The sequence below is a fragment of the Xenorhabdus kozodoii genome, assembly GCF_002632875.1.
Classification (GTDB): domain Bacteria; phylum Pseudomonadota; class Gammaproteobacteria; order Enterobacterales; family Enterobacteriaceae; genus Xenorhabdus; species Xenorhabdus kozodoii.
In genome coordinates, this window is the sequence record NZ_NJCX01000007.1 from 1 (window position 1) to 25,071 (window position 25,071).

Consider the following 25,071-nt stretch of genomic DNA (forward strand, 5'->3'; position numbering starts at 1 on the left):
GAAATGAACCATTGGGCTATTGATTTCTTATTCATGAAAAAATCCCCTAAATGTAAAAAAACAGGCTGACTATAATATCAAATATCTCCTATTGGGATATACTCTTAGATATTTTTGGCGACTCCGACGCAATTTAAATACCAATCCCGCATTATCTAAGTTGCTTAATTCTATTTTATTTAGCTTGGTTTTTATTATACCAGTTCCTGTGAGAATATATTTATACCAATCTAACTTCAAGATGCGTGTGATTTCTCCCCGCGAAGCGGGGAGAAATCAGGTTTCATATAGTGTTGTAAATTGCAACTTGAAGTTTAATGCGTATAAAGGAAGTCTATGTAAAACAGCATGGTTATATTAAATGTAAAAACAAACCTGTCTGAAAAGTACAGTTTTTGCAAAAAACATTGACTATTTCAAGACATAACTCTCCATATAAGCAAGAAAAAAGCAGGGTACACAAAATACCCTGCCCTAAACTCACTCTTTCTCTTTTCGTTGCTCTTGTTTCACCATGGCGCGATACCAACGTGGGTGATGTTTTTTCGCCCAGCCTCGTGTCACCCAACCCTCGACCATTGCCCGTACTGATCCCTTCACCCAAAACGCTGCATACGCATGGATGATAATCGTCAGGATCAGGCCAATGGCCGCCAATGAGTGGATCAGCAAAGCAACTCGAATCAATGGGATAGAAAAATACTCCGCAAAATACGGGCGCCAGATAATAATGCCGCTAATAAGCAACAGGAACAGACAAAGAGAGACTGACCAGTAAATACCTTTTTGGCCGAGATTATACTGCCCGATATCTCCCGCTTCCTCATTACGCAACACTTTGTGGATATTCTTCGCCCATTCGATGTCATCCCTGTCAATCAGGTTATGTTTGAAGTATCGGAAGAACATAAAAACAAACAGGAACAACATCACCGATCCCGCAAACGGGTGCAATATCCGTGACAGTTGCGGGGTGCCAAAGATATTCATCATCCAGTTCAGGGAGGGAAAGAAAAAACCTAACCCGCTGATGGCGGTAAACAGGAAGCAAATCACAACCGCCCAATGATTGACTCGCTCAACCGGGGAGTGGCGAATAATGATATCGTTGCGCTTTTTCATTTCTTCACTTCCTCATTGTTTGAATCCATATCGTTGAGTGCGCTCTCTTCCTCTTCTTTGGAAACGCGGTTCGGGCCAATACCCACGTAATGAAAAATGGAAGCCGCAAAAGTCGCGGCAAAACCGATTGCAGCCAATGGCTTCCAGATCCCTTTCCAAAACGTGACCGTCGGGCTGATTGCCGGATTATCCGGTAATCCATGATAAAGCTGGGGCTTGTTGGCATGGTGCAACACATACATGACATGGGTTCCACCGACGCCTTCAGGATCGTACAAACCGGCATTTTCATAACCACGCCCCTTAAGCTCTTCAACCCGGTCTGCCGCCAGTGTTTTCATATCCGACTTACTGCCAAAATGAATCGCACCGGTTGGGCAAGTTTTCACACAAGCTGGCTCCTGCCCGACACCAACACGGTCAACGCACAAAGTGCATTTGTAGGCGCGATTATCCTCTTTATTGATGCGGGGCACATTGAATGGGCAGCCCGCAATGCAATAACCACAGCCAATGCACTGTTCTGACTGAAAATCAACGATGCCATTGGCATACTGAATAATCGCCCCTTCCGCCGGACAAGCCTTCAAGCAACCGGGATCGGCACAATGCATACAGCCATCCTTGCGGATCAGCCATTCCAGCTTGCCATTCTCCTCCACTTCGGAAAATCGCATCACTGTCCATGACTTCGCGGTCAGATCGGCCGGATTATCATAAACACCAACGTTGTGCCCAACCTCATCACGAATATCGTTCCATTCGGAACAGGCCACCTGACACGCTTTGCAACCAATACAGGTTGTCACATCGATCAGTTTTGCCACTTCTTGCTGGTGATCCCGCACACGAGGTGCGGGCGTCAGTGAATCGGTGGCAGAGCGACGAATGATGTCTTGGGATTGCAATGACATAATTTTTCTCCCTTACACCTTTTCCACATTAACCAAGAATGCCTTGAATTCCGGTGTCTGCGTATTGGCATCACCGACAAACGGCGTCAGGGTATTCGCAAGGAAGCCTTTCTTCGCCGCGCCCTCAAAACCCCAGTGAATCGGAATACCGATGGTATCCACTTCACGGCCGTGAACATTCAAGGTGCGAATGCGTTTCGTCACCACGGCCTTGGCCTTGATATAACCACGACTGGAGCTGACTTTGACGGTATCTCCCTGTTTGATCCCCTTCTCTGCCGCCAACCGTTCACCCATTTCCACAAATTGTTCTGGTTGGGCAATGGCATTTAGCAATGCATGTTTTGTCCAGTAATGGAAATGCTCCGTCAGGCGGTAGGTGGTTCCTACATAGGGGAATTTATCGGCTTTACCCATAGACTCAAAATCACTTTTGAACACGCGGGCGGCCGGATTAGAAACCACATTCGGATGCAGCGGGTTGGTTCCCAACGGTGTTTCAAACGGCTCGTAATGCTCAGGGAACGGCCCTTCTGCCATTTTGTCGATGGCAAACAAGCGCCCCATTCCTTCTGGCTGCATGATAAATGGCCCGACATCCGTTCCCGGAGCCGCATTGCTGTAGTCTGGAATATCTGTCCCGCTCCATTTATCGCCATCCCAGGCAATCAACGGGCGTTTAGGGTCCCACGGATTGCCCTGCGGATCGGCAGAAGCACGGTTATACAGGATGCGGCGATTCAATGGCCACGCCCATGCCCAACCCAATGTATTACCCATACCGGATGGATCGGCATTATCACGGCGCGCCATCTGGTTACCTTCTGGCGTCCAACTTCCGGCAAAAATCCAGCAACCGCTGGCGGTTGTGCCATCATCACGCAATTGTGCGAAAGAAGATAATTGCTGGCCTTTTTTCACCCATACATGGCCATTTTCATCCAGCAAATCCGCCAAAGCTCGACCGTTATTTTCCTGGGCCACTTCTTCCGGTGTAGGAGCTTCGGGGGTGAAATAATCCCATGTCATGCTGAGGACTTGTTCTGGTACAGCGCCGCCTTCTTCGCGGTACAAATCCCGCAAGCGGTTGAAAATACCCGACAGAATTTCGCCATCCCCAATCGCTTCCCCTGGGGCATCAGCGCCTTTCCAGTGCCATTGCAACCAACGCGCTGAATTGACTATCGAGCCATTTTCTTCTGCAAAACAGCAGCATGGCAGGCGGAATACTTCAGTTTGAATGGTGGCAGGATCAACGTCATTGAACTCACCGTGATGTTGCCAGAAAGAGGATGTTTCGGTGTTAAGAGGATCAACCGTCACCAGGAATTTCAGCTTCGATAACGCCGCGACGACTTTGTTCTTGTTCGGGAATGAGGCTACCGGGTTGAAGCCCTGACAAATATAGCCGTTCACTTCCCCTTTCGACATCATTTCAAAATATTGCAGGACGTCGTAAGGCTTATCCCATTTCGGCAACAGATCGAAGCCCCAGTCATTCTCTTTACGGGCATTATCACCATAGAAGCTCTTCATCAGGCTGACAAAGAACTTAGGATAATTGCCCCAATAGTTGACCTGCCCTGCAACGGTGGCTTTTGGCGTGTTGGCCTGCAAATAGGTTTGCAAATTGGCCTGTTTCTCCGATGGCAAGGAGAGATACCCCGGCAGGCTTTGCGACAACAACCCTAAATCGGTCAACCCCTGAATATTGGAGTGACCACGCAGCGCGTTAATACCGCCACCGGCCATGCCCATATTACCGAGCAGTAACTGGATGATCGCCATCGTGCGGATATTTTGGGCGCCGGTGGAGTGTTGCGTCCAACCCAGTGCATACAAGAACGAAGCCGTTTTGTCTTTCGCACTGGTTTCAGCCAGATATTCACACACCTTGAGAAAATCTTCCTTCGGTGTACCACAAATATCAGTCACAACTTCCGGTGTATAACGGCTAACGTGGGCTTTCAGCAGATTCCAGACACAACGTGGATGGGTCAAGGTTTTGTCGCGTTTGGCAAAACCATTTTCATCCAACGCATAGTTCCATGTCGTCTTATCATACTGACGGTTTTCAGCATCATAACCGCTGAACAGGCCATCCTCGAATGAGAAATCATCCCGCACAATCAGGCTGGCATTGGTGTAAGCCTCAACATAGTCACGATTAATTTTTTCATGGGTGATCAGGTACAAAATCACCCCTGACAGGAAGACAATATCAGTACCGGAACGGATAGGCGTGTAGAAATCCGCCACGGATGCCGTACGGGTAAAACGGGGATCGATAACAATCAATTTAGCGTTGTTATGAATTTTGGCTTCCATCGCCCAACGGAAACCGACAGGATGTGCCTCAGCAGCATTCCCGCCCATCACGACAATCAGGTTCGCATTCTTAATATCCACCCAGTGGTTGGTCATCGCACCGCGACCAAATGTTGGAGCAAGACTTGCTACCGTTGGTCCGTGTCAGACACGCGCCTGGTTGTCTACGGCAAGCATGCCGAGAGCGCGACTAAATTTCTGTGATAAAAAACCGGTTTCGTTACTGGCCGCAGAAGCACACAGCATGCCCGTCGTCAGCCAGCGGTTAACCGTCACACCCGCTTGATTGGTTTTGATAAAATTGGCATCACGATCTTGTTTCATTAATCTCGCGATACGATCGAAGGCTTCATCCCAGCTTATTCGCTGCCATTGACTGGCGCCTGGCGCCCGATATTCTGGATAGAGCAGGCGACTTTTGCTGTGAATAAAATCCACCAACCCAGCGCCTTTAGGACATAGGGCACCACGATTTACAGGATGATCCGGGTCCCCTTCGATATGAAAAATAGTAGACTTGGCATTTTTGGCGCCATCACCAAGGCTGTACATTAATAATCCACAACCGACAGAGCAGTATGTACAGGTATTTCGGGTTTCACGCGCACGCAGCAATTTATAGTGACGTGTTTGTGCCATCGCGGCGGTTGGGGCAAACCCCAGCGCGGCTGCCGTCGTACCCGCCATACCGCCAGCGCAGATCTTAAAGAACTGTCTTCTGCTGACTTGCATGGGGATCTCCTCACTCACATTGCTCATTAACGCCCGCCTAACAGGAACTCTGCGGGTGTATTTGCTTCTTATCAAGATAGAACTGGATAATAACTTAATGAATCGTTTTTGATTCTGAATACTGTCTGTTATAAACCGTCCTATATCCACACAAACAGTATTATGAATCAATCTACTGGGGAATACACTAATGGATAATAAAAGGCCAGAAAATAAGTTAACTATGGCAAAAACCAACGGCGCTTTTCGTATCAATGTACAACAAAAGAACGTCAAACAAAGCGCACAATTGGGTGGTTTACAACCGGATTGGGTAGCCGAAGAAGTGCCTGTCGCATTAGTCTATAACGGTATTTCCCATGTCGTGATGATGGCCAGCCCGAAAGATCTCGACCATTTCGCCATCGGATTTTCTTTGTCGGAAGGGATCATTACATCGCCACAAGAAATTCGGGGTATTGATTCGAAAGTGAGTTGTCACGGGGGCATCGAACTCCACATTGAACTTGCCAGCCGCCGTTTTGCAGAATTGAAAGCGCGCCGACGCAGTATGGCTGGGAGGACGGGTTGCGGCATTTGCGGCACCGAGCAATTGGCAGAGATCTTTCATCCCATTGCGCCCCTGCCTTTCACGCAAACATTTTCTCTCTCTCACCTTGATGCCGCCCTTGCTCAATTACCCCAGGTTCAGGAAATTGGCGCTCTCACTGGCTGTACTCATGCGGCGGGTTGGATTGATCCTGAGGGAAAATTACTGGGTGGTTGTGAAGATATTGGCCGCCATGTTGCACTGGATAAGTTGCTGGGAATGCGGGCAAAAACGGGTTGGCAACAAGGTGCTGTGTTGGTTTCCAGCCGCGCCAGTTATGAGATGGTACAAAAATCGGCGACTTGTGGGGTAGAAATTTTATTTGCTGTTTCTGCCGCAACTTCATTAGCCATTGAAGTCGCACAAAAATGTAATCTAACGTTAATCGGGTTTTGCAAGCCGGGACGAGCCACCGTGTATACCCATCCTCAACGATGGGTGGATTAATTGAGATGGTGAAACCCTAAAATTCGTTTACTCATCAAAAAAATAATCTTTTTCAATACGTTAAATTATAGTTTCCGCAAAAAACAAAAATTAACAAATACAAAACATAACGACAACCTATAGTTTACAACTTTGTTTATCCAACATACATTTTATTTGCTATGCGTTTTTTAAGCACAGCTAACCCCAAAAGTTCAGGACGTTCTTATGGCAAAATAACAAGTATTCAATACTCAGTGAGGTTGAACATGAAACAGATCAGTATATTAATCGCTATATTAGGAGTTCTCGGATTTACTACACAGGCTCAAGCAAAAGTTGGGTATGGCATAAGCCAACAAGAAACTGATCCGCATCTTCTAATCGGAGAAGTCGATGGTGAACCCGCCCTGGGTATCTCCTCTTTACCTATAGTAGGGGGAAAATTATATACCGCCTCTCAACTGAAAAAGCTCGCCGAACAAGACAATAATGGCATCTATAATAAAAATTTTGATGGCTCACGTTTAAGTATCGAGAATCAGTACATCAGTATCGCTCAAGTTCCCGATGCGGAAGTTTATTTTGGCGAATGGGCACAAAAAACGCCCGATAAATCGGATGTTACCCATACTGTTTTTTATGTAGGCAAAGATGTTACAACCAATATGCCAAGCGGTGGTACTGCGACCTATATAGTAAAAGGCCTTAGCCAATATGATGGCTCAAATCTCCTTTCCGGTAAACTTGAGGCAAACTTTGATACCAATAAACTTGGTGGTTCACTGAGCAATAATTCACTCAGTATAGGCATTGATGCCAATATAAATGATGACGCCGGATTTTCGGGTAAAGCCACAGCCAACGGCAATATTAATGGAGTCACCGAAGGGAAATTTTATGGTGATTCTGCCTCTTCTATAGCAGGAATTGCCAAATTCGATAGTGACAGACGCAAAGATACGGCTTTCGGCGGTGCTAAAGAATAATGATTAATTTCCCAGAAAACAGTGTCATTTTTGGCACTGTTTTTCCATTCTCTTTTTGCCTTCCTTACCTTTTATTTCAATAAATTACTTTACGATTTACGTAACTTTAATTTACGTATGCAATAAAACTCAACAGATACAAAACATAATGACATCTTATTATTTACACTGATTTTCAACCAGTATACATTTCATTTGCTGTGTATTTTTTGTTCAAAACTTTCACCCAAAAAGTTCTGCTCGTTTTTATAACGGGATAATAAAGCATTCAATACCCTACGAGGCTACTTATGAAAAAGCGCAATATATTAATCGCTATGTTAAGCATTATTGGATTTACTACGCAGGTTCAGGCAAAAATTGAAGATGGCATAAGCCAGCAAGAAACCAACCCATACTTTCAATTCGAGAAAGAAAAGGGGGAAATTTACTTTGGGGAATGGGCACAAAAAACGTCTGATAAATCAGATATCTCCCACACCGTTTTGTACGCAGGCAAGGAGGTGGCAACCAAGCTGCCAGATAGCGGTAATGCAATCTATAATGTACGAGGCATTAGCCACGATGACCGTAACAATCCCCTCTCCGGTCATTTTGTCGCAGATTTTGGTAACTACGTATTGAGTGGCTCCATGAGCAATAATACACAAACTGTAGGTATTGAGGCCAAGATAAATGAGTACGGCAACTTTTTAGGTATAGCCAGATCCAACGGCCTTATTGGGCATACCTATGGAACATTATTATCTGGTGACAACATTAACTCTTTGAAAGGAGAGATCTTATATTATAGCGACAGAACAAAAGACACTGATTTCTATGGTGAAAGAATAAAATAATTAATTCCCCAGAAAACAGGGTCATTTTTGGCACTGTTTTCTCCTCATCTTCTTTATCCTATTTATTTTAAAAACTGTTTATTTCAAACTGTTTATTTCAAATAAATATAGCCATTATGAATTGAGTTTTGCTATGTCTGACAAACAAAAAGTGACTAAAAAGGAAAAAGTTCTAATACTCTTTATAATATTGCTGATCCCATTCCTTTCTCCGACAGTTTGTGCCAATGAAGATATTAGCCACAAGATTTGGCAAGAGGCACGAGACAATCAACAGAAAAATGAAATTCCAAATGTCATTTCTATAAAAGATGGCATCCCATTAGCCGTGACTCATGGGCAAGAACTTAAAATTGGGAACAATCTTAAGGAAATAGGCCAAGCACTGTACCTTGCCATTAACTATCGGCAATGGCAGGAAGTCAGACGTCTTCTACCGATTTATCAAAAAATTCCGGGATATGCTCCCTGGCTCATTGATTTTGCCCAAGGCAAGCTAGCCTATATTACAGGGAATTTGACGCTCGCTACCTCTTATTATCAAAAGATCTTACGGCAGAAACCGAATTTTACCCGTATCAAACTGGAGCTGGCTCGTGTCTATTTTGAAGATCGTAAGAACCAGGAATCCAAGCAATTATTCGAAGACATCAGGAAACAGCAACAGTTACCAGAAATGGTCTTGAAGAATATTAACCTGTATCTGGCAGCAATAACCTTAAGAAATAGCTGGCGCGGTTCGTTTTCATTGAGTTTCATCTATGACGACAATATCAATATGTCGCCAAATCAAAAACCGATCTGCCTGCTTTTTGAAGAGGGACAGTGCATAATCGAAAGGGGTGTACCGAAACCTATCAAAGCATGGGGTGATACTTACAACGCCACCTTAAGCCGACGTTACCAACTTGTCGGCCATCACGGCATTTTTGGGCGTGGCTTGATTTATGGAGAAAATTATCCCCATTACCATGACGATAACGAAAATATGTTCCTGCTGGTTAGTGGCTACAATTATAAAAGCAGACTTCATGATTTTTCCTTTGGTCCTTTGTTTGAATATCAACAGCGTGCAGGAAATACCGAATACCATGCCATTGGAGCACAGGCAGAATGGCAGTGGAATGTTACCGAACAAACCACCCTCAATGTTGAACTTAAGCATAAGAAATTGAGGTATCAGCCGCCTTATGACAGGAAAGACGGTGAACTTTCTTCATCCTATCTCAGCCTATCCCATGTCATCAATGACAAATTAATCTTGTTTGGTGGGGGTAATTGGAGCTATAAAAATAATCAACAACCAGCATCTCGCTATCAACAATGGGGAGTCAATGCAGGAATAGCCGGACAACTTTATCCCCAAATTAATGCTTCATTGGTGGCCTCGCTAAGGCAACAACGTTTTGGTGCTTACAGCCCACTATTGGGCGCCAGACGTCAAGATAGTGAACAGACTTATACTGCTACCGTTAAATTTCCTGCCGCTAAGATATGGGGAATGACCCCCTCTTTAATTTTCCGCCATCGGCACAATCGCAGTAATGTAAGCTGGCTGTACAATTATGATAAGAATGAAATACAGATACAGTTAGAAAAATATTTCTAATTTAATCCAGGCTATGGTACATCCATAAATTAGGCTCTATGTAATAAGCCATCTGCTTTTCAACATCGACGACCAATGGCACTAATCCCCCCGGAATGACATACTCCCCGCTTTGCGGAAACTTCATGCCTGTCCATTCCTGCCACTGTTCCAGCGTGCCATGAATATCCATAGAGCGAAGGGCAGGCTTGATGATTTTCGCCCCTAAACGATAATGGGTGCGAACCCACGGATCAAACGGCTCACCTTTGTCATTTTTCCAACCACAATATTCGATAAAATCTTGCAGGGGATATTGGCTTTTCAGGCTTGGTCTGACGGGCACGACCAGCCCCTGCAATCCTTCCTCTCTGGCTGTCTGTTTCAGGCTATTGAACAATAAGGCAGGAATATTTTGACCTCGGAACTCAGGACTCACTGTCACACCAAGGGCAGACACCATATTGGCTTGCACTTTTCCTTTGGCTGTTCCACCTGCGTCAAGTACAGCATCCCATCCCTCATCAGGCAATTGATCTAATGAGTGATTTTCCCAGGGAAAAGGAATTGAGGTCAGTAAGCCAATAAGGCGTTCTTCTTTCCCCTGCCGTAAAATGGCAAATTTTTGAAAGTGACTAAAACCAGGCTCATATAATTTATGCCAATGTTGTTCAGCGACTGCATCATAATTCATAAACAGAGGCCAATTATTACCAATAAGCTCCTCTATTTCATCATAAAGATCAGCCCTTTCCTCAGCAGACTGAATAACGATTTTTGCTTCCATAATAGGTCTCCCATTCGGTTTTTTTCAGTCAGATAGATAAAAACGAATATCCCCCACCCTTGCAGAGCGTGATTTCCTGCAACGCAGAAAATAAAAAGAGAGGTGAAAATTTATTTGATGGGTTCTTTGCTCGCAAATTTCATCATAAATTATTATTTTCCACAACAGGGCATGAACATTTCTCCACATCAAAAATAGGCATTAATTTTAATTATATAAATGGTTATACTAATCCAACTTCAAATTGCAGTTTACAAACCAATAAGCGTGTTTATATCTCCCCGCTGCGCGGGAAGATATAAGACGCATCTTGCAAAGCGAGTGATATATATAAGCCTATCAAATTAATTACATGCGAAATTTTTTCATGCTAATGATATTGTTAATAACAAAATAACCTCAGTAAATAAAATCTACTCATCTCACATTTTCAAAAAAAATCAGCGCGTTCAAACTTGCCCCAACTCCCAAAAAAATAAAATAAAAATCAATGAAATAAACAAATCCGATATCTAATAAACCCTATTATTACTGAAACAAATAATAATAATTATCATTTACATTATCATTTGAACGGTGTAAGTTTTTCTCGCGCAATAAATCTGGCCGTTTTTAAGATTGGGTAACGAGGGATCCCCCACTCCAAACGAGGATAATGATGAAAAAGTTCAACGTATTAATTGCTGCTTTAGGCACATTGGGATTTATGGCACAGGCTCAGGCAGAAGTGGGTTTTGGGCAGAGCCAAATAAGTTCACCATCATATATTAAGGTTGGTAAAACTGAAATAGGTTCAAATTCACATGGCGGTACGAGTGATGCCCCTGGCATTGGGGTCAGTTCAATTAATAATGCTCAACTCATCGGTTTTTCTGGCTTGACTCGCATGGCACAAGCGGACAGTAATGGGATCCATAACATCTCGAGAGCAGGTGCACCAGGCTCTCACGGCGGTATGGGAGTATTCCATTTCAGCAAAGTTGCCAATGCTGACGTTTACTTTGGTGAATGGTCAACTGGTAAAGCAGATGATGATACTCATACGGTTTACTATGCAGGCAAAGATATTACGACCAATATTCCAACCGACGGTACCGCAACTTATACAATAACAGGTATCAACCAGTACAGCGGTAACAATGCCCTGTCCGGTACATTTACCGCAGATTTTGGTGAGAAAACGCTGGTCGGTTCCATATCAAATACAGCTATGGAAATAAATATCGACGCGAATATCCAGTCTGATGCTCAATTTATAGGTTCTGCTACAACTGGCGGTCTTGAAGGAGAAACTCAAGGTCACTTCTTTGGCGACAGTGCATCCAGCTTAGCCGGATACGCCACATTTGAAGATGATAGATCTAAAGATACTGCTTTCGGTGGTTCTAAACAGTAATCCTTAATTTCTCAGAGAACAGTGCCGTTTTTGGCGCTGTTCTCTGTTTTATTTTTAATAACGTGAGCTTTGTGATCTGGTTTCCCCGATGTCTGACAATAGAATAATGCCGATATTATCAGTGGCACTGATGGCGCTATGCCTCTCCCTACCCGTTTATGCCGATGAAGATACTCCACGAACGATCTGGCAAGAGGCACAACATAATCAACAGGAAAATGAAACCAACCTGATTACGCCCGATCCTATTTTTGTCGAAAACACGTCATTGATTGTCATTAATGGGCAAACGTTTCAGGTCGAAAACAATATTAATGATATCGGCCAGGCGCTATTCCTGGCTATTAATAACCAACAATGGCCTGACGTCAGGCGCTTTCTCGCCGCCTACCTAAAATTACCTGAACACGATGTGATGTTGGTCAATTTTGCTCAGGGTGGGCTGGCACGTCTTGAGGGGGATTTAGATCTCGCCGCCTATTATTATCAGCAAATTCTAAATCAACAGCCTGATTTTCCCCGTATCGAACTGGAACTGGCCCGTGTCTATTTTGAGGATCATAAAAATCGGGAAGCCGAGCAACTGTTTACTGGATTGTATAAAGCACAGAAGCTACCCGAAATCGTGTTAAAAAATATTAACAGCTATCTGGAAGCAATAGACCTGAGAAACGGTTGGCGTGGCTCTTTCTCCGTTGGTTACGCTTATAACGATAACGTAAATATGTCTCCTGATCAGGAAACTATCTTTCGCTATTATAACCCCATAGAACAAGCGTTCTATCAAGGGCAGACACCAAAAGCCATCAAAGCATGGGGAATGTCTTATGACGCGACATTAAGTCGGCGCTATCAACTTGCCGGCCATCACGGCATTTTTGGTCGTGGCCTGATTTTTGGTGAAAACTATCGTGATTACCATGATGAGAACGAAAATACTTTTTTGCTGGTGGGTGGATACAGTTATAAAAATAAAAGCCATGATTTCTCTTTTGGCCCCTTGTTTGAATATAAGCAACGAGCAGGTGATACCTATTACCGCGCTACAGGCGCCAAAACAGAGTGGCGATGGGCATTCACTTCCCAAACCGCCGTTAATGTTGAAATTGAGCATAAACAACTCCGTCACCAGCAACTCCGGCGAAAAGATGGTGACCTTTCCTCAAGCTATCTCACCTTATCCCATGCCATTAACAAAAACTTTGTCTTGTTTGGCGGCGGCGATTGGCTCTATCGGGGCAACGATCAGTATGCTGTCGATCGCTATCAACAATGGGGAATTCGGGCAGGGATTGCCGGACAGATTTATCCCGGCATTAACGGTTCACTGTTTGCGACGCTGAAAGAACGCCGTTTTGGTGCTTACAGTCCGTCATTACGAGCCAGACGTCAGGATCATGAACAAATTTATATTGCTGTCATAAAAGTGCCTGCCGCTGAAATATGGGGCATGACACCTTCTTTCACTTTCCGTCACCGCCACAATCACAGCAATGTGGATTGGCTGTACAGCTATAACAAAAACGAAGTGCTAATCAGGCTGGAAAAATATTTTTGATCGAACTTATGTTTTTTTATTTGTGTGATGATAATCGATAAATCGAGGCAAGAGACATCAATGACATATCGAATTAAAACCCAGTTTACCCCTATCACAATGGCATTGTCGCTGACATTTTCATTGGCTGCACCGCCCTTGTTTGCTGAATCTAAACCTGCGGTCACAACGTCAAACAGCAAGACCGATCTCGGTAAGATCCATGTCTCGGATCACAGTGATAAAGATGAAGCTGGTTATGATGCGGTCTATGACAAAGATATCTCCACTATTTATATCGGTAAAGAACAGATAGAACGCTACAAGGGCACTTCTCCCGCCGATTTAATTAAAGGTGCCGTTGGCGTATATAGCGGTGATGCCCGCAATAGTGGTGCCTTAGATATCAATATCCGTGGCGTTCAGGGACAGGGACGCATTCCCGTCACCATTGATGGTACGGAACAGGCCATTACCGTCGGGCGGGGTTATCATGGCGCCAATAACCGCAACTACATCGATCCAAATCTAATCAGTAGCATTGAAATTGAAAAAGGTCCTTCACTGAGTCGTGGAATTAAAGGATCAATTGGCGGTGCCGTATCGATCAAAACCTTAACCATTGATGATGTGGTGCCGAAAGGGGAAACTTTCGGCATCAATACCAAACTGGAAACCAGCAGCAATTCGGTGAGAGAGCGCACACCGTCCTTATCATTGGGACAGGACTACCGCGATATTCCTAACTTTATCCAAAATAAGGTTGAAACCGATCCGGCGTTGCAAATTACGCCCCATTCATCAAAAGACAATAAACTGTTTGGCTTCAAAGATAATGCCTTCCGTTTCGCACTAGGAACACGGCAGGAATATTTTGATCTTATGCTGGCCTATGCATACCGTCGTCAGGGTAACTATTTTGCCGGAAAAGGTGGCGCCCATCGCTATGATGAACCCATTACGGAAAATGACAGGGAACTCATGAAAAATGTCCAGACAACACTGGATCCCTATCTGCCTTTTGCTGCCCGTATCTATCGCCCCGGCAATGAAGTTCCCAACACGTCCAGTGAAATGCGTTCTGTATTAATTAAAAATACTTGGCGTTTTACCGAAGATCAGGCGCTACAGTTGGGGTTCCGCAATACCCATATGGAATTTGGGGATATCATGCCTTCACGCCTGGGCTGGGTTAGGCCCGAAGAAAATAAAGTTCCTCAATGGCCATTAGCGAAAGTTCACCAGAAAGCAGCCAACCTGACCTATAAATGGCAGCCTGAGAATAATCCCTATGTTGACTTCGACATGAACTTATGGACAACTCGCACCACCAGCAATACCAACACCGCTGGCGGGTATCCTCGCACCCCCACCGATAGAGACTGGCGTTGGGAAGATGGTCTTGGGGACAGAAACACCAATATTGATGGCAGATTGGTCAATACCGCCATCACTCATTCCCAGAACAACCGCTGGGGTTTAGACCTCTCCAATAAATTTACCCTACACCCTCGTTTAGATCTGACCTTAATGGGGAATTTCCAACGGGAACGCCTCGATTCCAATGATGATTATAATTCAACCAGTCTATATTTCTTCCAGTCACCGGCGCGGAAAGGACAACGTCAGGAAATCAATCTCGCCTTTAACTTTAACTGGCGGCCAGCTTCATGGCTAGAGCTGAATGCTGGAGCCAAGCGCGTTTCTTATTGGTCTCAAGATGATTTGCTTAATGAACGGCGTGCCGCAAAAGATATCCTTTATCAAAAGCAGAGAGAAACCATCGGTCATAAGATGAGTTACTACCGAACACCAACAATAGAAGAGTCTGATTATGTCAAAAGATTGTATGGAAAAATAAGCAGAAAAGAACGTAAGGGTTTGAAAGAATTGATTATTAAATTAAAAGAAATGGGTTTAAACCGTTCCATCACTGTTCGTGATGGGCAAAAACGCGATATGGTTCAAAAAAAATTCACTTGGCTTTACGATCCCAACAATGGCAAGTTGAATAAAAGCGGTAACCCTTATTTCAATGGTCAACTGGATATGAATGAAAAGGTTATCGATCCAATCAGTGGCAAAGAAGTTTATCAATATGAGTACGGCGAAAAAGTTGACGCTAATGGCGTACTAGGCCCGGCTGTTGATGATCTTTGGGAGGCCGCGCCAAAACGTAAGGATCACGCTTGGGCACCGACTTTCTCTGCTACAGCCTATGTTACGGACAATTTCCGTATCTATACCCGCTATGCCGAAGCGGTAAGAATGCCCAGTATTTTTGAAGATACCGTCGGTTTTGCCGGCTCTACAACCCGCCAAATAGGGCATAAGTTCAAACCTGAGCGCGCCAAAACCGCGGAAGTGGGCTTAGTCTATGATGTCAGCCAATGGGTCAATGCTGAGCGCCATGCCGATATTAAACTTGCCTATTACAACACCACCATTGAAAATGTGTTCGACAGGGACAGTACCTATAAATTCTCCCAATTGGACAAACAAAAACTGGCCGGCCTGGAACTACAGGCACGTTATGATAACGGGAGTTTTTTTGCCGATATGGGGTTGGTCTATAACATGAAAAACAAGGTTTGTGACAATAATTCTGTTATGAGACTGGATTCCCAGAATCGTTATGGCATCCCAGAGTGTATTGATGGCGGTTTCCCTGGCGGTTTTTTACGCACCTCTATCCAACCTAAGTATTCAGCTAACCTGACTGTCGGCGGCCGCCTGTTTGATGAAAAACTGGAGTTAGGCAGCCGGATGCTCTATCACAGCAAGGCAGAAAACAAAGATGAAAAATGGCTGATGAATGCCTTACCAGACATTTATAAGGGACAATCCAATAACCCAATGCGCTGGAATCCGGTATTTACGGTTGATGCCTATATTAGCTATAAAATTACGCCCGCTATATCTATGGAGTTGACCGGTACAAACCTGACCAACCGTTATTATCTCGATCCGCTGACGCGTTCGATGCTCCCGGCACCGGGCAGAACGTTTAAACTCAGCCTGACCAGCCAGTTTTAACGGTTTGTTTTATTAGAGGCTTATTTATTAGAGGCTTATTTATTAGAGGATAGTATGACCAATACAGCCATATTCGATAATCCAGCCACTTGTTTTCCATTGATCCCCAGGAGGAGAGTGCTGGTTGGTATCCTAATCGCCATTTTATTGCATACCAGTCTGATATGGCTGTTTAACCGACACACTTCGTATGATGATGACACGGCACATCATATCAACAATAACGCTTCTACTACGGGGCTATCCATTACGATGGTTGCAGCCCCATCGCAGGAAAATAAGCCGGAGCCTGTTTCTCCTCTATCCCCACTTTTGACTGCACCGGAATCACCGACAAAACCGAAGCTCGTGCTGGATAAAGCTATACACCTTGAAAAGAAAGCAATAAAACCGCCGGAAACTCACCCAGCCCAAAAACGCCAAAAGCAGCGGAAAGAAATACAACAGGAAGTGGCAGATAAAAAATCGTCCCAATCACCGCAGGTACAGAAAGACAATCAGGTAGAGCAGGAAACGCACGGTAACGATCAGGCTAATTCAGAAAGCAGTATGAGCCGCGCGGCAACATCACAACCTTTAGTCGGGCAAGGAAATAGTGAAGTGGACAACTACTATGCAAGACTGCGGCAAGAAATTGAACGCCATAAACGCTATCCCCGCAAGGCAAAGAGGATGAAACAACAAGGTATTGTCACCGTTAGCTTTACCCTACTCGCTGACGGCACATTAACCGCTGCCAAGGTCGTTAATTCCTCCGGCAATAATATCCTGGATAATGCCGCACTTGATGCGATCAATCATGCCAATTCAGTTGGTTCTATACCCACGGGCACAGCGCCTAATGTGACACTGACACTTGATTTTACCTTGAGGTAAGTGCCACCTCGCTCCCAAAAGGGGCGAGGGTTGTGGAGAAAACATTTATCCCCGTCGTCTTTCAAATTGCCGCTTTGTTGGCGGCGCTGCATCTTGAAATCCATAGGGTATATACATTTTATAATCAACCTTATCCGTCAGAACACGCCAGATAATTCGGGTCAGTTTGTTGGCTAAAGCAACCACGGCTTTCATGGCACCACATCGGGTAATCATGGCTCTTAGCCACTCTCCTAAAAGATCATCCCGTTTTTGTACGCCCTGCATCACCGCGCGGACACCATGAATAATTAACGTTCGGATTTGTTCATTACCTGTTCCTCCCCAGAGCGGTTTTTGGTGAGCACCAAAACTTTGCTCCTGGAACAGGCAATTCGTCAATTCCTTATCCATAATTGAGGTTAGTTACTTATTAAAACCATAATATGATAAAAATTCGTTACGGATAAAAATAATCCATTAATTTATAATCATTTATACGCATTAAACTTCAAGTTGCAATTTACAACACTATATGAAACCTGATTTCTCCCCGCTTCGCGGGGAGAAATCACACGCATCTTGAAGTTAGATTGGTATAAATTCAAGATGCTGGTTTATCATGATATATAATTATTTAAAATCAATATAATAAAATTTAGGCATCATACATCTTCAGGTTTGTTGCGTATAAATACACGTTATTTTTAATAATCAGTTATAAGTAAAGAATTATTATTTATTTAACATTATCTATATGCAATGTTATTTCTCTGATTTTCATAAGGAGCTAATATGAGAAAAGTAATAGAAGTTGATGTGAAATCCCTAACAAGTAACCATCTCCGTTCACTATGCACTGGTGATGCATTAGCCATAAGAATACCTAATTTCGTTCAAACTTCCGTTATTGAGAGAGCAAAAGAACGATTATTTGTTCATCAGGATAAGGGAGCTCTCGGACATGCTAGAGAGTTTACTCGACTTGGTATAGCTTATGCTGAGATAAAGACAGACGAGGTAAGGAAAGAATATCATCAACAAGCAATAAAAAATATTCAACGGATACGTGATATATTTGGTGAATTAGCTTCACCAGTAGATTATTTCAGGACATTATTAGATGATATTTGGCCGGAAGGAGCACGTTTATTATCAGTTAAAAAACAAAAATGCTTTGTCGGTGTTTGCCGTTATCTTACTCCAAATGTTGATCTTGAACCTCATATTGATAGTTTAGAATGGACACTTCCTCCTGATACTGATTGGACATTACAATACCAACTTTCAGCCAATATCTACATGCAGGTTCCTGAACACGGTGGAGAGCTTGAAATGTGGGACATTCAACCTAGTACTTTAGAATATGAACGCCTAAAAGGAACACGGCATTATGGTATTAATCGCCACGATATGCCTATGCCTGATTTAATTATTAAACCACAAGTGCGTGATTTAATCATATTAAACCCTCGTTTTATACATGCCGTTCGACCAGTTAAAGAGCAAGATCGTATAACCCTTAGTTCTTTTATTGGAATTATATCTGAAAATGACCCATTAATTTATTGGAGTTGATAAATGTACAAAGTTTCATTACAAGCGCAAGGAAAATTTAAAGCTGATCATTATATAGATAAAACAGTGCTTCTACTTATCAGCGTGGGAAAAGAATATCATGAAGGAGAAAAACTTTCTGCAACAATAGATAAAATAAATCAATCCGGTTTTAGTAGATGTATAATTGCTATAGCAGATTCTTTACAACGACATAACTATAGTACAGGCACAGCTCGTGATAACTACCAGTACAGTTTGACAAAAGGAAATGAATGGCTTAAGAATAATGTAGAGACTCTGTCTAACTTAACAATACCTCATGAAATTATTCGCTGGGATGTCTATCTTAAACGTGAAGACTATAAATATTACTATAACCGTATTCTGAATGAATATTACTCTAATAAATACTATCGTTCATGCATTAATGAAACTATCAATGTATTTTCAGAAAGAAATAATATCAAATATGGAACAGCAGAATATGAAGGTACTTTTTATCGATCACTTTTTTACATACTAGAAGAATGTCCTGTCATTATGCCAATGTGGGCCAATGATGGCATTGACTTTATCATCTATCCAAAACAAATGACGGCGGCAATGAGTAAAACCAGAGAAATTTTTGTTGAAAAATCACATAATGAGTATGTTAACTGGCTTTCTTTAAAATTTAAGAAAAAATCGCAATTACTTATTAATATATACCCTATGGATTCCAAGATGCAGCGCAGCCAACAAAGCGGCAACTTGAAAGACGACAGGTATAGAACAAAAGGAGCTAGTTGATGAGTAAATCAGTTATTGCAACCCGAAAATATACCGGATTAATTGGAATATGTATTGCAAGTTTTCTTGGATGTATAGATCTCACCGTTGTGAATACTATTATTCCTGCCATTGGACGGGAATTTAATACCTCGTTGAGGGAAACACAATGGGTTACTTCTATATTTATGATAGCTCTTTCCGCCTTTATGGTCCCGGTCGGGACATTGGCTGATAGTCGCGGGCGCAAAAAAATATTATTGTGGGGATTAATTCTGTTTGGCACAGCATCATTACTGGTTGGCCTCGCAACAAATCTTGCCGCCATCACTACCTTTAGATTTATTCAAGGAATTGGTTGTGCCATTCTCTACACTGTTTCTGGGGCTATTATTTCTTACTTATTTGATGAACATGAACAAGGAAAAGCGCTTGGTATCTTATTTGGAGTTAATGGACTTGGGCTTGCAATAGGCCCAATTATCGGGGGTTTATTTGCAGGCATTATAGATTGGCGTTACGCATTCTTGATAAATATTCCTTTTATCATTATTAGTTTTATTCTATGTGCCTGGTCCATACCTGAATATAAAACCGAAAAAGTGAAAAAATTAGATATATTTGGTTGTGTTTTCTTGATCATTTTTCTAATAAGTTTAGTCAGTTATTTCTCTTTGGATGGAAATGCCCTGCAACAATGGAGTCTATTGGCTATTGCAGTTATAGCATTGTTGATCTTTATATGGCATGAGTTAAGAACACCAGAGCCAATTGTTGAATTCCATTTTTTCCGCAAAATGCGTTTTGTCTCTGCACTACTTGCAACATTTTTCCTTGCTTTTTTCTATTGCACAGTTCTGCTGACATTACCTATGTTTTTCGCAGGGCAATTGGGGAAAAATGATATCGAGATAGGTCTGTTCTTGCTCCCTGCCACCGTTATGTTTGCCTTAACTTCTCCCTGGGTCGGTAACCGCAGTGAAAAATTTGGCCCGCAACGAATCATTTTAGTTGGCTTGCTACTGTTTGTCGCCGCTGCCGCTTTCCTTGCACTCGCCTCAACACAGGTAAATGCCGGGTGGTTCATTGTCCCACTACTGTTATTTGGTATGGGATGGGGATCGATTCTTGGTCCATCAACATTAATTGCCCTGAATTCTCTGCCGCGTGCACAGGCTGCTGTTGCCATGGGAACTTCATGGACTATTCATAATGTAGGGGGAGCTTGTGGTATTGCTTTTGCTGTATTTGTGTTAGCTCGCTTCAATACATTGATCCAAGGTTATCAAGCCCTGATGTTATTTTTGGCTGGATTTGCATTAGTCTTTACTTTTATCTGTTATTTTCTCAATCGAAAATAATCCCAGTGGCTCATTATGGAAAAATAAAGCGTTACCAGATTAATGATAAAGCGCTGGTATTTTATCCAGCGCCTTGCTTTAATCAGATTTTCTTCACACAGTAGTAGAAGAGCCTCCGCAAGCGGACTTTATTTTTTGCAATCTTACTTCCCAATACAAAAACTGGAAAAAATCCGGCCAAGTAAATCATCGGAAGTGAATTCACCGGTGATTTCACTCAATGCTTGCTGTGCCAACCGTAATTCTTCTGCCAACAATTCTCCTGAACGGGCAAAAACGAGCTGTTGATGGCCTTCCTGCAAATGTTCCGCCGCCGTGTTTAATGCCTGCAAATGACGACGACGGGCAAGGAAACCGCCTTCTGTATTGCCGTTAAAGCCCATCGTCTCTTTTAGATGATCGCGCAGAAAATCGACACCTTGTCCATCACGGGCTGAAAGACGGATTAATGTATAACCCTTGATTTCTGCAAAGCCCGTTGCTTCCCCTGTCATATCGGTCTTATTACGAATGACGGTAATAGGCAGCGATTCCGGTAACTTAGCCATAAACTCCGGCCAGATTTGGGCAGGTTCAACGGCATCCGTTGTCGTACTGTCGACCATAAACAGCACCCGATCCGCCTGCTCGATTTCCTGCCATGCCCGCTCAATGCCGATACGTTCTACCTCATCACTGGCTTCGCGTAATCCTGCGGTATCAATCACATGCAGTGGCATCCCATCAATATGGATATGTTCACGCAAAACATCGCGCGTTGTGCCCGCAATATCAGTCACAATCGCCGCTTCACGGCCAGCCAATGCATTGAGCAAGCTGGATTTACCCGCATTCGGACGCCCGGCAATCACAACTTTCATGCCTTCACGTAACAAACTGCCCTGACGTGCCTGTGAACGAACGTGCCCCAGTTCTGCGATAACTTCATCCAACTTGGCTTCTATCTTGCCATCAGAAAGAAAATCAATCTCTTCATCAGGAAAATCAATCGCGGCTTCAACGTAAATCCGCAGGTTAGTTAGCGCTTCCACCATTTGATGAACTTGGTTGGAGAACGCACCTTGCAAAGAATTCATCGCAGAACGTGCCGCCTGTTCGGAGCTGGCGTCAATCAAATCCGCAATGGCTTCTGCCTGCGCTAAGTCGAGCTTATCGTTGAGGAACGCCCGTTCAGAGAACTCGCCAGGGTTGGCAATGCGTACACCGGAAATGGTCAAAATACGCTTTAACAGCAAATCCAGAATGACTGGACCTCCGTGCCCTTGAAGCTCCAGAACATCTTCCCCCGTAAATGAGTTAGGGCCAGGGAAGTAAAGCGCAATGCCTTGATCAAGTACAGAGCCATCTGCGTCACGGAAAGGCAGGTAATCAGCATAACGAGGTTTTGGGAGTTTGCCCAATACCACCTCAGCAACGTCTGCCGATTTAGGGCCAGAAATACGCAGAATGCCTACACCGCCTCGTCCCGGAGGCGTGGCCTGAGCGACTATCGTATCGGTGGTATTCATGAAATTCTCTCTTTTGACCTATATTCGTTATCTTTCAAAACTAAAATAATAAAGGCGGCCAATGACCGCCTTCCCGTTAAATTTTAAAAAGGAGTTCTTAAAAAAGAACTACTTCTTATCGCGAGTATGCAAACCACGTTTTTCCAGACCGCGATAAATCACTTGCTGCTGGATAATAGTCACCAAGTTACTGACGATATAGTACAGCACCAGACCAGATGGGAACCACAGGAAGAAGATCGTAAACACGACAGGCATATAGGTCATGATCTTCTGCTGCATTGGGTCAGTCACCGTAGTGGGTGACATTTTCTGGATAAAGAACATGGTCGCCCCCATCAGCAATGGCAGGATGTAATAAGGGTCTTGAGCAGACAAGTCCTTAATCCAACCGATAAATGGGGCATGACGCAATTCAACAGAACCCATCAACATGTAATACAGCGCCAGGAAGATTGGCATCTGAATAACCAGAGGCAGACAGCCACCCAATGGATTCACTTTCTCTGTCTTGTACAACGCCATCATTTCCTGGCTCATGCGCTGGCGGTCATCACCAATACGCTCACGCATCGCCGTGATTTTTGGCTGCAACAGACGCATTTTCGCCATTGAGGTATATTGCGCTTTAGTCAGCGGGTACATGATACCGCGCACGATAAAGGTGATCGCAATAATGGAGAAACCCCAGTTACCTATGAATTCATGCAGGAATTTCAGCAACTTGAATAACGGCTGAGAAATAAACCACAACCAGCCGTAATCAACGGTCAGATCGAGATGTGGTGCAACTGCCGCCATTTTGTCCTGAATTTCAGGGCCAATCCACAGGGTAGAAGAGATATTTTGCTGGCTATTTGCAGCAATATTGATGTTTTCACCCTTGTACCCGATGATCGCCATATTTTGGTTTTTCAGGTCAATGGTATAGAAAGTACTGGTTTTGCCTTCTCCCGGAACCCACGCAGTGGCGAAATATTGCTGGAGCATCGCTATCCAGCCGCCTTTTGTCGTCACGGAAAGCGCTTTACTTTCAATATCATCAAACTTGTATTTTTCGTATTTTGCTTCATCAGAAGAGTAAGCCGCACCACGATAAGTATGCAGAGCAAAGTTGCTGCTGGCAGTATCACGGTGTTTTGGTAGCTCAATGCTCTGCTTCAACTGACCGAAAAACGCCATCTGCAATGGCTTATCAGTGACGTTATTAATGTTGTAATCAACAGAAACCGTATAGTCACCCCGTTTTAGAACGAAGGTTTTGACATAAACAACGCCATCCGGCGCGGTATAAGTCATTGGAATACGCAATTCATTCTGACCATCAGCCAAAACAAAGCTATTCTGAGTGGTGTGATAAAGTGGGCGTTCAGCTTGATTATCTGGACCATTAGTACCCGTTAACCCGCTTTGAGCCTGATAGGTGAATTCAGGGGTTGTTTCCAACAATTTGAACGGAGTTTTGGAACCGAGTGTATCAGGATAGGCCAGCAAATCAGCCTCCTCGATATCACCGCCACGAACATTGATATGCAATGAAAGCACATCCGTTTTCACGGTGATCAGTTTACCTTGCCCACTGCTTGTTTCGTTACTCAGCGTAGTATTTGTTTGCTGCGTGATCTGGGTCGTTGGTTGTGGGTTTTTATCACTCTCCCACGCTTGCCAGATCAAGAACGAAACAAACAGCAAAGCGATGAGAAGAAGATTGCGTTGCGAATCCATCGTTAATGTTCTCTGTTATCGTCGTTTTTTCTAGGTGGGACAGGATCATCACCACCTTCGTGTAAAGGGTGGCATTTTAATATGCGTTTCACTGTTAACCAACTGCCTTTTATCAATCCAAACCTGCTCAATGCCTCTATACCATAGTGGGAGCAGGTAGGATTGAAACGACAACGAGGCCCCAGCAGTGGACTAATCACTAACTGATAGCCTCTGATCAAAGCAATCAGGAGGCGCGAGCCAAGCGACAGTGACGACGCCATAATTTGCCCAAAGCTTCCGTTAGCTCACGGTTATCAAGCTCAGCGACCCCTTTCCTCACCAAAACCACAAAATCCATTGGAGGCAATTCATGTTGGTTTAAACGAAAACTTTCACGAGCGAGTCGCTTGATACGATTACGCTCATGAGCGCGTTTAACATTTTTTTTGGCGACGGTTAGACCGATGCGGGGATGCCCCAGCTCATTCAAGCGCCCAAGAATCGTTATCTCTGCGGAGCTTGCCCGTTGCGGCTGCTGGAAAACATAAGTGAAACGCTCGGGAGTTAACAAACGTAACTCCCTCGGAAAAGCGAGCTTAACCACTTGGTATGGTTAGCTTTATTACTTAGAAACGGTCAAACGAGAACGGCCTTTCGCACGACGGCGAGCCAGAACCTGACGACCATTTTTAGTGGCCATACGAGAACGGAAACCGTGAGTACGGTTACGCTTCAGTACGGATGGTTGAAAAGTGCGTTTCATAGCGATTTCTACCTAGCTTAAAATTTGTTTACTGATTCAGCAAATGCGTTGGCGACCAGTGAGAATAAGTAGACACCGATGCCTCAGTCGCAACATCAATATAGAGAAAGAGGCAGGATTGTAATAAAATGTACTACCCCAAGTCAATCCAAGATGACGCGAGCCTAACCGCCTTTCTGTCGGATTTTTTTACTTCAATCAACCGCTAACAGATAGGGTCAGACTTTTTGCTACCCGAAGTGCTTATCCCAAATCCTCACCAGACA

Annotated in this window: 21 protein-coding genes; 11 read left to right on the forward strand and 10 right to left on the reverse strand. The window is 43.8% G+C overall.

Going from position 1 to position 25,071, the window contains the following annotated elements; genetic code table 11:
- Positions 1–480: 480 nt before the first annotated feature.
- Genes fdoI through fdnG form a run of 3 tightly spaced genes read right to left on the reverse strand, consistent with a single transcriptional unit; the run spans position 481 to position 5,096 of the window.
- Entirely contained in the window at positions 481–1,122 is a 642-nt protein-coding gene (gene fdoI, locus Xkoz_RS05805; protein ID WP_099141278.1) for a formate dehydrogenase cytochrome b556 subunit, read from the reverse strand.
- Positions 1,119–2,036 (reverse strand): formate dehydrogenase subunit beta, encoded by a 918-nt coding sequence (fdxH, locus tag Xkoz_RS05810; protein WP_099141279.1) that lies wholly within the window; start codon positions 2,034–2,036, stop codon positions 1,119–1,121. Before fdxH ends, fdoI begins: the two co-directional genes overlap by 4 nt.
- Positions 2,037–2,048: 12 nt before the next feature.
- Positions 2,049–5,096 (reverse strand): formate dehydrogenase-N subunit alpha, encoded by a 3,048-nt coding sequence (gene fdnG / locus Xkoz_RS05815; protein WP_099141280.1) that lies wholly within the window; start codon positions 5,094–5,096, stop codon positions 2,049–2,051.
- A 190-nt stretch (positions 5,097–5,286) separates the two neighbouring features.
- Here fdnG and fdhD point away from each other — a divergent pair, with 190 nt between their 5' ends.
- The 4 genes from fdhD to Xkoz_RS05835 all read left to right on the forward strand — a co-directional run bounded on the left by fdhD (position 5,287) and on the right by Xkoz_RS05835 (position 9,548).
- Positions 5,287–6,132, forward strand: a complete 846-nt coding sequence (fdhD, locus tag Xkoz_RS05820) for a formate dehydrogenase accessory sulfurtransferase FdhD (protein ID WP_099141281.1) — start codon at positions 5,287–5,289, stop codon at positions 6,130–6,132.
- A gap of 248 nt (positions 6,133–6,380) precedes the next feature.
- Entirely contained in the window at positions 6,381–7,100 is a 720-nt protein-coding gene (locus tag Xkoz_RS05825) for a Slam-dependent surface lipoprotein (protein ID WP_099141282.1), read from the forward strand.
- Positions 7,101–7,390: 290 nt separating this feature from the next.
- Positions 7,391–7,939, forward strand: a complete 549-nt coding sequence (locus tag Xkoz_RS05830; RefSeq protein WP_099141283.1) for a HupA family protein — start codon at positions 7,391–7,393, stop codon at positions 7,937–7,939.
- Between the two features lie 133 nt (positions 7,940–8,072).
- The gene (locus Xkoz_RS05835) at positions 8,073–9,548 is read left to right on the forward strand and encodes a surface lipoprotein assembly modifier (protein ID WP_099141284.1); all 1,476 of its coding nucleotides are present in this window, start codon (positions 8,073–8,075) and stop codon (positions 9,546–9,548) included.
- Between the two features lies 1 nt (position 9,549).
- Here Xkoz_RS05835 and Xkoz_RS05840 read toward each other — a convergent pair whose 3' ends face one another.
- Complete coding sequence (locus tag Xkoz_RS05840; RefSeq protein ID WP_099141285.1) at positions 9,550–10,314, reverse strand: GNAT family N-acetyltransferase; 765 nt, start codon at positions 10,312–10,314, stop codon at positions 9,550–9,552.
- 658 nt (positions 10,315–10,972) lie between these two features.
- Here Xkoz_RS05840 and Xkoz_RS05845 point away from each other — a divergent pair.
- The 4 genes from Xkoz_RS05845 to Xkoz_RS05860 all read left to right on the forward strand — a co-directional run bounded on the left by Xkoz_RS05845 (position 10,973) and on the right by Xkoz_RS05860 (position 17,159).
- A complete protein-coding gene (locus tag Xkoz_RS05845; RefSeq protein WP_099141286.1) occupies positions 10,973–11,710 on the forward strand; it encodes a Slam-dependent surface lipoprotein in 738 nt (245 codons plus the stop codon).
- Between the two features lie 88 nt (positions 11,711–11,798).
- Positions 11,799–13,268, forward strand: a complete 1,470-nt coding sequence (locus tag Xkoz_RS05850) for a surface lipoprotein assembly modifier (RefSeq protein ID WP_099141287.1) — start codon at positions 11,799–11,801, stop codon at positions 13,266–13,268.
- Positions 13,269–13,328: 60 nt separating this feature from the next.
- Positions 13,329–16,283, forward strand: a complete 2,955-nt coding sequence (locus Xkoz_RS05855; protein ID WP_099141288.1) for a TonB-dependent receptor domain-containing protein — start codon at positions 13,329–13,331, stop codon at positions 16,281–16,283.
- A 54-nt stretch (positions 16,284–16,337) separates the two neighbouring features.
- Positions 16,338–17,159 (forward strand): energy transducer TonB, encoded by an 822-nt coding sequence (locus Xkoz_RS05860; RefSeq protein WP_099141289.1) that lies wholly within the window; start codon positions 16,338–16,340, stop codon positions 17,157–17,159.
- A 45-nt stretch (positions 17,160–17,204) separates the two neighbouring features.
- Here Xkoz_RS05860 and Xkoz_RS05865 read toward each other — a convergent pair whose 3' ends face one another.
- Complete coding sequence (locus tag Xkoz_RS05865; protein WP_099141290.1) at positions 17,205–17,552, reverse strand: hypothetical protein; 348 nt, start codon at positions 17,550–17,552, stop codon at positions 17,205–17,207.
- Between the two features lie 381 nt (positions 17,553–17,933).
- Here Xkoz_RS05865 and Xkoz_RS05870 point away from each other — a divergent pair, with 381 nt between their 5' ends.
- Genes Xkoz_RS05870 through Xkoz_RS05880 form a run of 3 tightly spaced genes read left to right on the forward strand, consistent with a single transcriptional unit; the run spans position 17,934 to position 20,827 of the window.
- Positions 17,934–18,716, forward strand: coding sequence for a 2OG-Fe(II) oxygenase (locus Xkoz_RS05870; protein ID WP_099141291.1), 783 nt, complete (start codon positions 17,934–17,936; stop codon positions 18,714–18,716).
- A 3-nt stretch (positions 18,717–18,719) separates the two neighbouring features.
- Positions 18,720–19,487, forward strand: coding sequence for a hypothetical protein (locus tag Xkoz_RS05875; RefSeq protein ID WP_099141292.1), 768 nt, complete (start codon positions 18,720–18,722; stop codon positions 19,485–19,487).
- Positions 19,487–20,827 (forward strand): MFS transporter, encoded by a 1,341-nt coding sequence (locus Xkoz_RS05880; protein ID WP_099141293.1) that lies wholly within the window; start codon positions 19,487–19,489, stop codon positions 20,825–20,827. Before Xkoz_RS05875 ends, Xkoz_RS05880 begins: the two co-directional genes overlap by 1 nt.
- A 143-nt stretch (positions 20,828–20,970) precedes the next feature.
- Here the strand turns inward: Xkoz_RS05880 and mnmE are convergent, their stop codons facing one another.
- From mnmE to rpmH, 5 genes are all read right to left on the reverse strand, one after another.
- The gene (gene mnmE, locus Xkoz_RS05885; protein WP_099141294.1) at positions 20,971–22,335 is read right to left on the reverse strand and encodes a tRNA uridine-5-carboxymethylaminomethyl(34) synthesis GTPase MnmE; all 1,365 of its coding nucleotides are present in this window, start codon (positions 22,333–22,335) and stop codon (positions 20,971–20,973) included.
- A 108-nt stretch (positions 22,336–22,443) separates the two neighbouring features.
- On the reverse strand, positions 22,444–24,060 hold the full coding sequence (gene yidC / locus Xkoz_RS05890) for a membrane protein insertase YidC (RefSeq protein WP_099141295.1): 1,617 nt from the start codon (positions 24,058–24,060) through the stop codon (positions 22,444–22,446).
- Between the two features lie 2 nt (positions 24,061–24,062).
- On the reverse strand, positions 24,063–24,323 hold the full coding sequence (yidD, locus tag Xkoz_RS05895; RefSeq protein ID WP_099141296.1) for a membrane protein insertion efficiency factor YidD: 261 nt from the start codon (positions 24,321–24,323) through the stop codon (positions 24,063–24,065).
- The gene (gene rnpA, locus Xkoz_RS05900; RefSeq protein ID WP_099141297.1) at positions 24,287–24,646 is read right to left on the reverse strand and encodes a ribonuclease P protein component; all 360 of its coding nucleotides are present in this window, start codon (positions 24,644–24,646) and stop codon (positions 24,287–24,289) included. The genes yidD and rnpA overlap by 37 nt, the downstream gene beginning before the upstream one ends.
- A gap of 18 nt (positions 24,647–24,664) precedes the next feature.
- The gene (gene rpmH / locus Xkoz_RS05905; protein WP_099141298.1) at positions 24,665–24,805 is read right to left on the reverse strand and encodes a 50S ribosomal protein L34; all 141 of its coding nucleotides are present in this window, start codon (positions 24,803–24,805) and stop codon (positions 24,665–24,667) included.
- Between the last annotated feature and the right edge of the window lie 266 nt (positions 24,806–25,071).

What these genes read in the sequence shown, in the direction of transcription:
- fdoI (WP_099141278.1), bottom strand. Translation starts at nt 1,122, where the DNA reads ATGAAAAAGCGCAACGATATCATTATTCGCCACTCCCCGGTTGAGCGA.
- fdxH (WP_099141279.1), bottom strand. Translation starts at nt 2,036, where the DNA reads ATGTCATTGCAATCCCAAGACATCATTCGTCGCTCTGCCACCGATTCA.
- fdhD (WP_099141281.1), top strand. Translation starts at nt 5,287, where the DNA reads ATGGATAATAAAAGGCCAGAAAATAAGTTAACTATGGCAAAAACCAAC.
- Xkoz_RS05825 (WP_099141282.1), top strand. Translation starts at nt 6,381, where the DNA reads ATGAAACAGATCAGTATATTAATCGCTATATTAGGAGTTCTCGGATTT.
- Xkoz_RS05830 (WP_099141283.1), top strand. Translation starts at nt 7,391, where the DNA reads ATGAAAAAGCGCAATATATTAATCGCTATGTTAAGCATTATTGGATTT.
- Xkoz_RS05835 (WP_099141284.1), top strand. Translation starts at nt 8,073, where the DNA reads ATGTCTGACAAACAAAAAGTGACTAAAAAGGAAAAAGTTCTAATACTC.
- Xkoz_RS05840 (WP_099141285.1), bottom strand. Translation starts at nt 10,314, where the DNA reads ATGGAAGCAAAAATCGTTATTCAGTCTGCTGAGGAAAGGGCTGATCTT.
- Xkoz_RS05845 (WP_099141286.1), top strand. Translation starts at nt 10,973, where the DNA reads ATGAAAAAGTTCAACGTATTAATTGCTGCTTTAGGCACATTGGGATTT.
- Xkoz_RS05850 (WP_099141287.1), top strand. Translation starts at nt 11,799, where the DNA reads ATGTCTGACAATAGAATAATGCCGATATTATCAGTGGCACTGATGGCG.
- Xkoz_RS05855 (WP_099141288.1), top strand. Translation starts at nt 13,329, where the DNA reads ATGACATATCGAATTAAAACCCAGTTTACCCCTATCACAATGGCATTG.
- Xkoz_RS05860 (WP_099141289.1), top strand. Translation starts at nt 16,338, where the DNA reads ATGACCAATACAGCCATATTCGATAATCCAGCCACTTGTTTTCCATTG.
- Xkoz_RS05865 (WP_099141290.1), bottom strand. Translation starts at nt 17,552, where the DNA reads ATGGATAAGGAATTGACGAATTGCCTGTTCCAGGAGCAAAGTTTTGGT.
- Xkoz_RS05870 (WP_099141291.1), top strand. Translation starts at nt 17,934, where the DNA reads ATGAGAAAAGTAATAGAAGTTGATGTGAAATCCCTAACAAGTAACCAT.
- Xkoz_RS05875 (WP_099141292.1), top strand. Translation starts at nt 18,720, where the DNA reads ATGTACAAAGTTTCATTACAAGCGCAAGGAAAATTTAAAGCTGATCAT.
- Xkoz_RS05880 (WP_099141293.1), top strand. Translation starts at nt 19,487, where the DNA reads ATGAGTAAATCAGTTATTGCAACCCGAAAATATACCGGATTAATTGGA.
- mnmE (WP_099141294.1), bottom strand. Translation starts at nt 22,335, where the DNA reads ATGAATACCACCGATACGATAGTCGCTCAGGCCACGCCTCCGGGACGA.
- yidC (WP_099141295.1), bottom strand. Translation starts at nt 24,060, where the DNA reads ATGGATTCGCAACGCAATCTTCTTCTCATCGCTTTGCTGTTTGTTTCG.
- yidD (WP_099141296.1), bottom strand. Translation starts at nt 24,323, where the DNA reads ATGGCGTCGTCACTGTCGCTTGGCTCGCGCCTCCTGATTGCTTTGATC.
- rpmH (WP_099141298.1), bottom strand. Translation starts at nt 24,805, where the DNA reads ATGAAACGCACTTTTCAACCATCCGTACTGAAGCGTAACCGTACTCAC.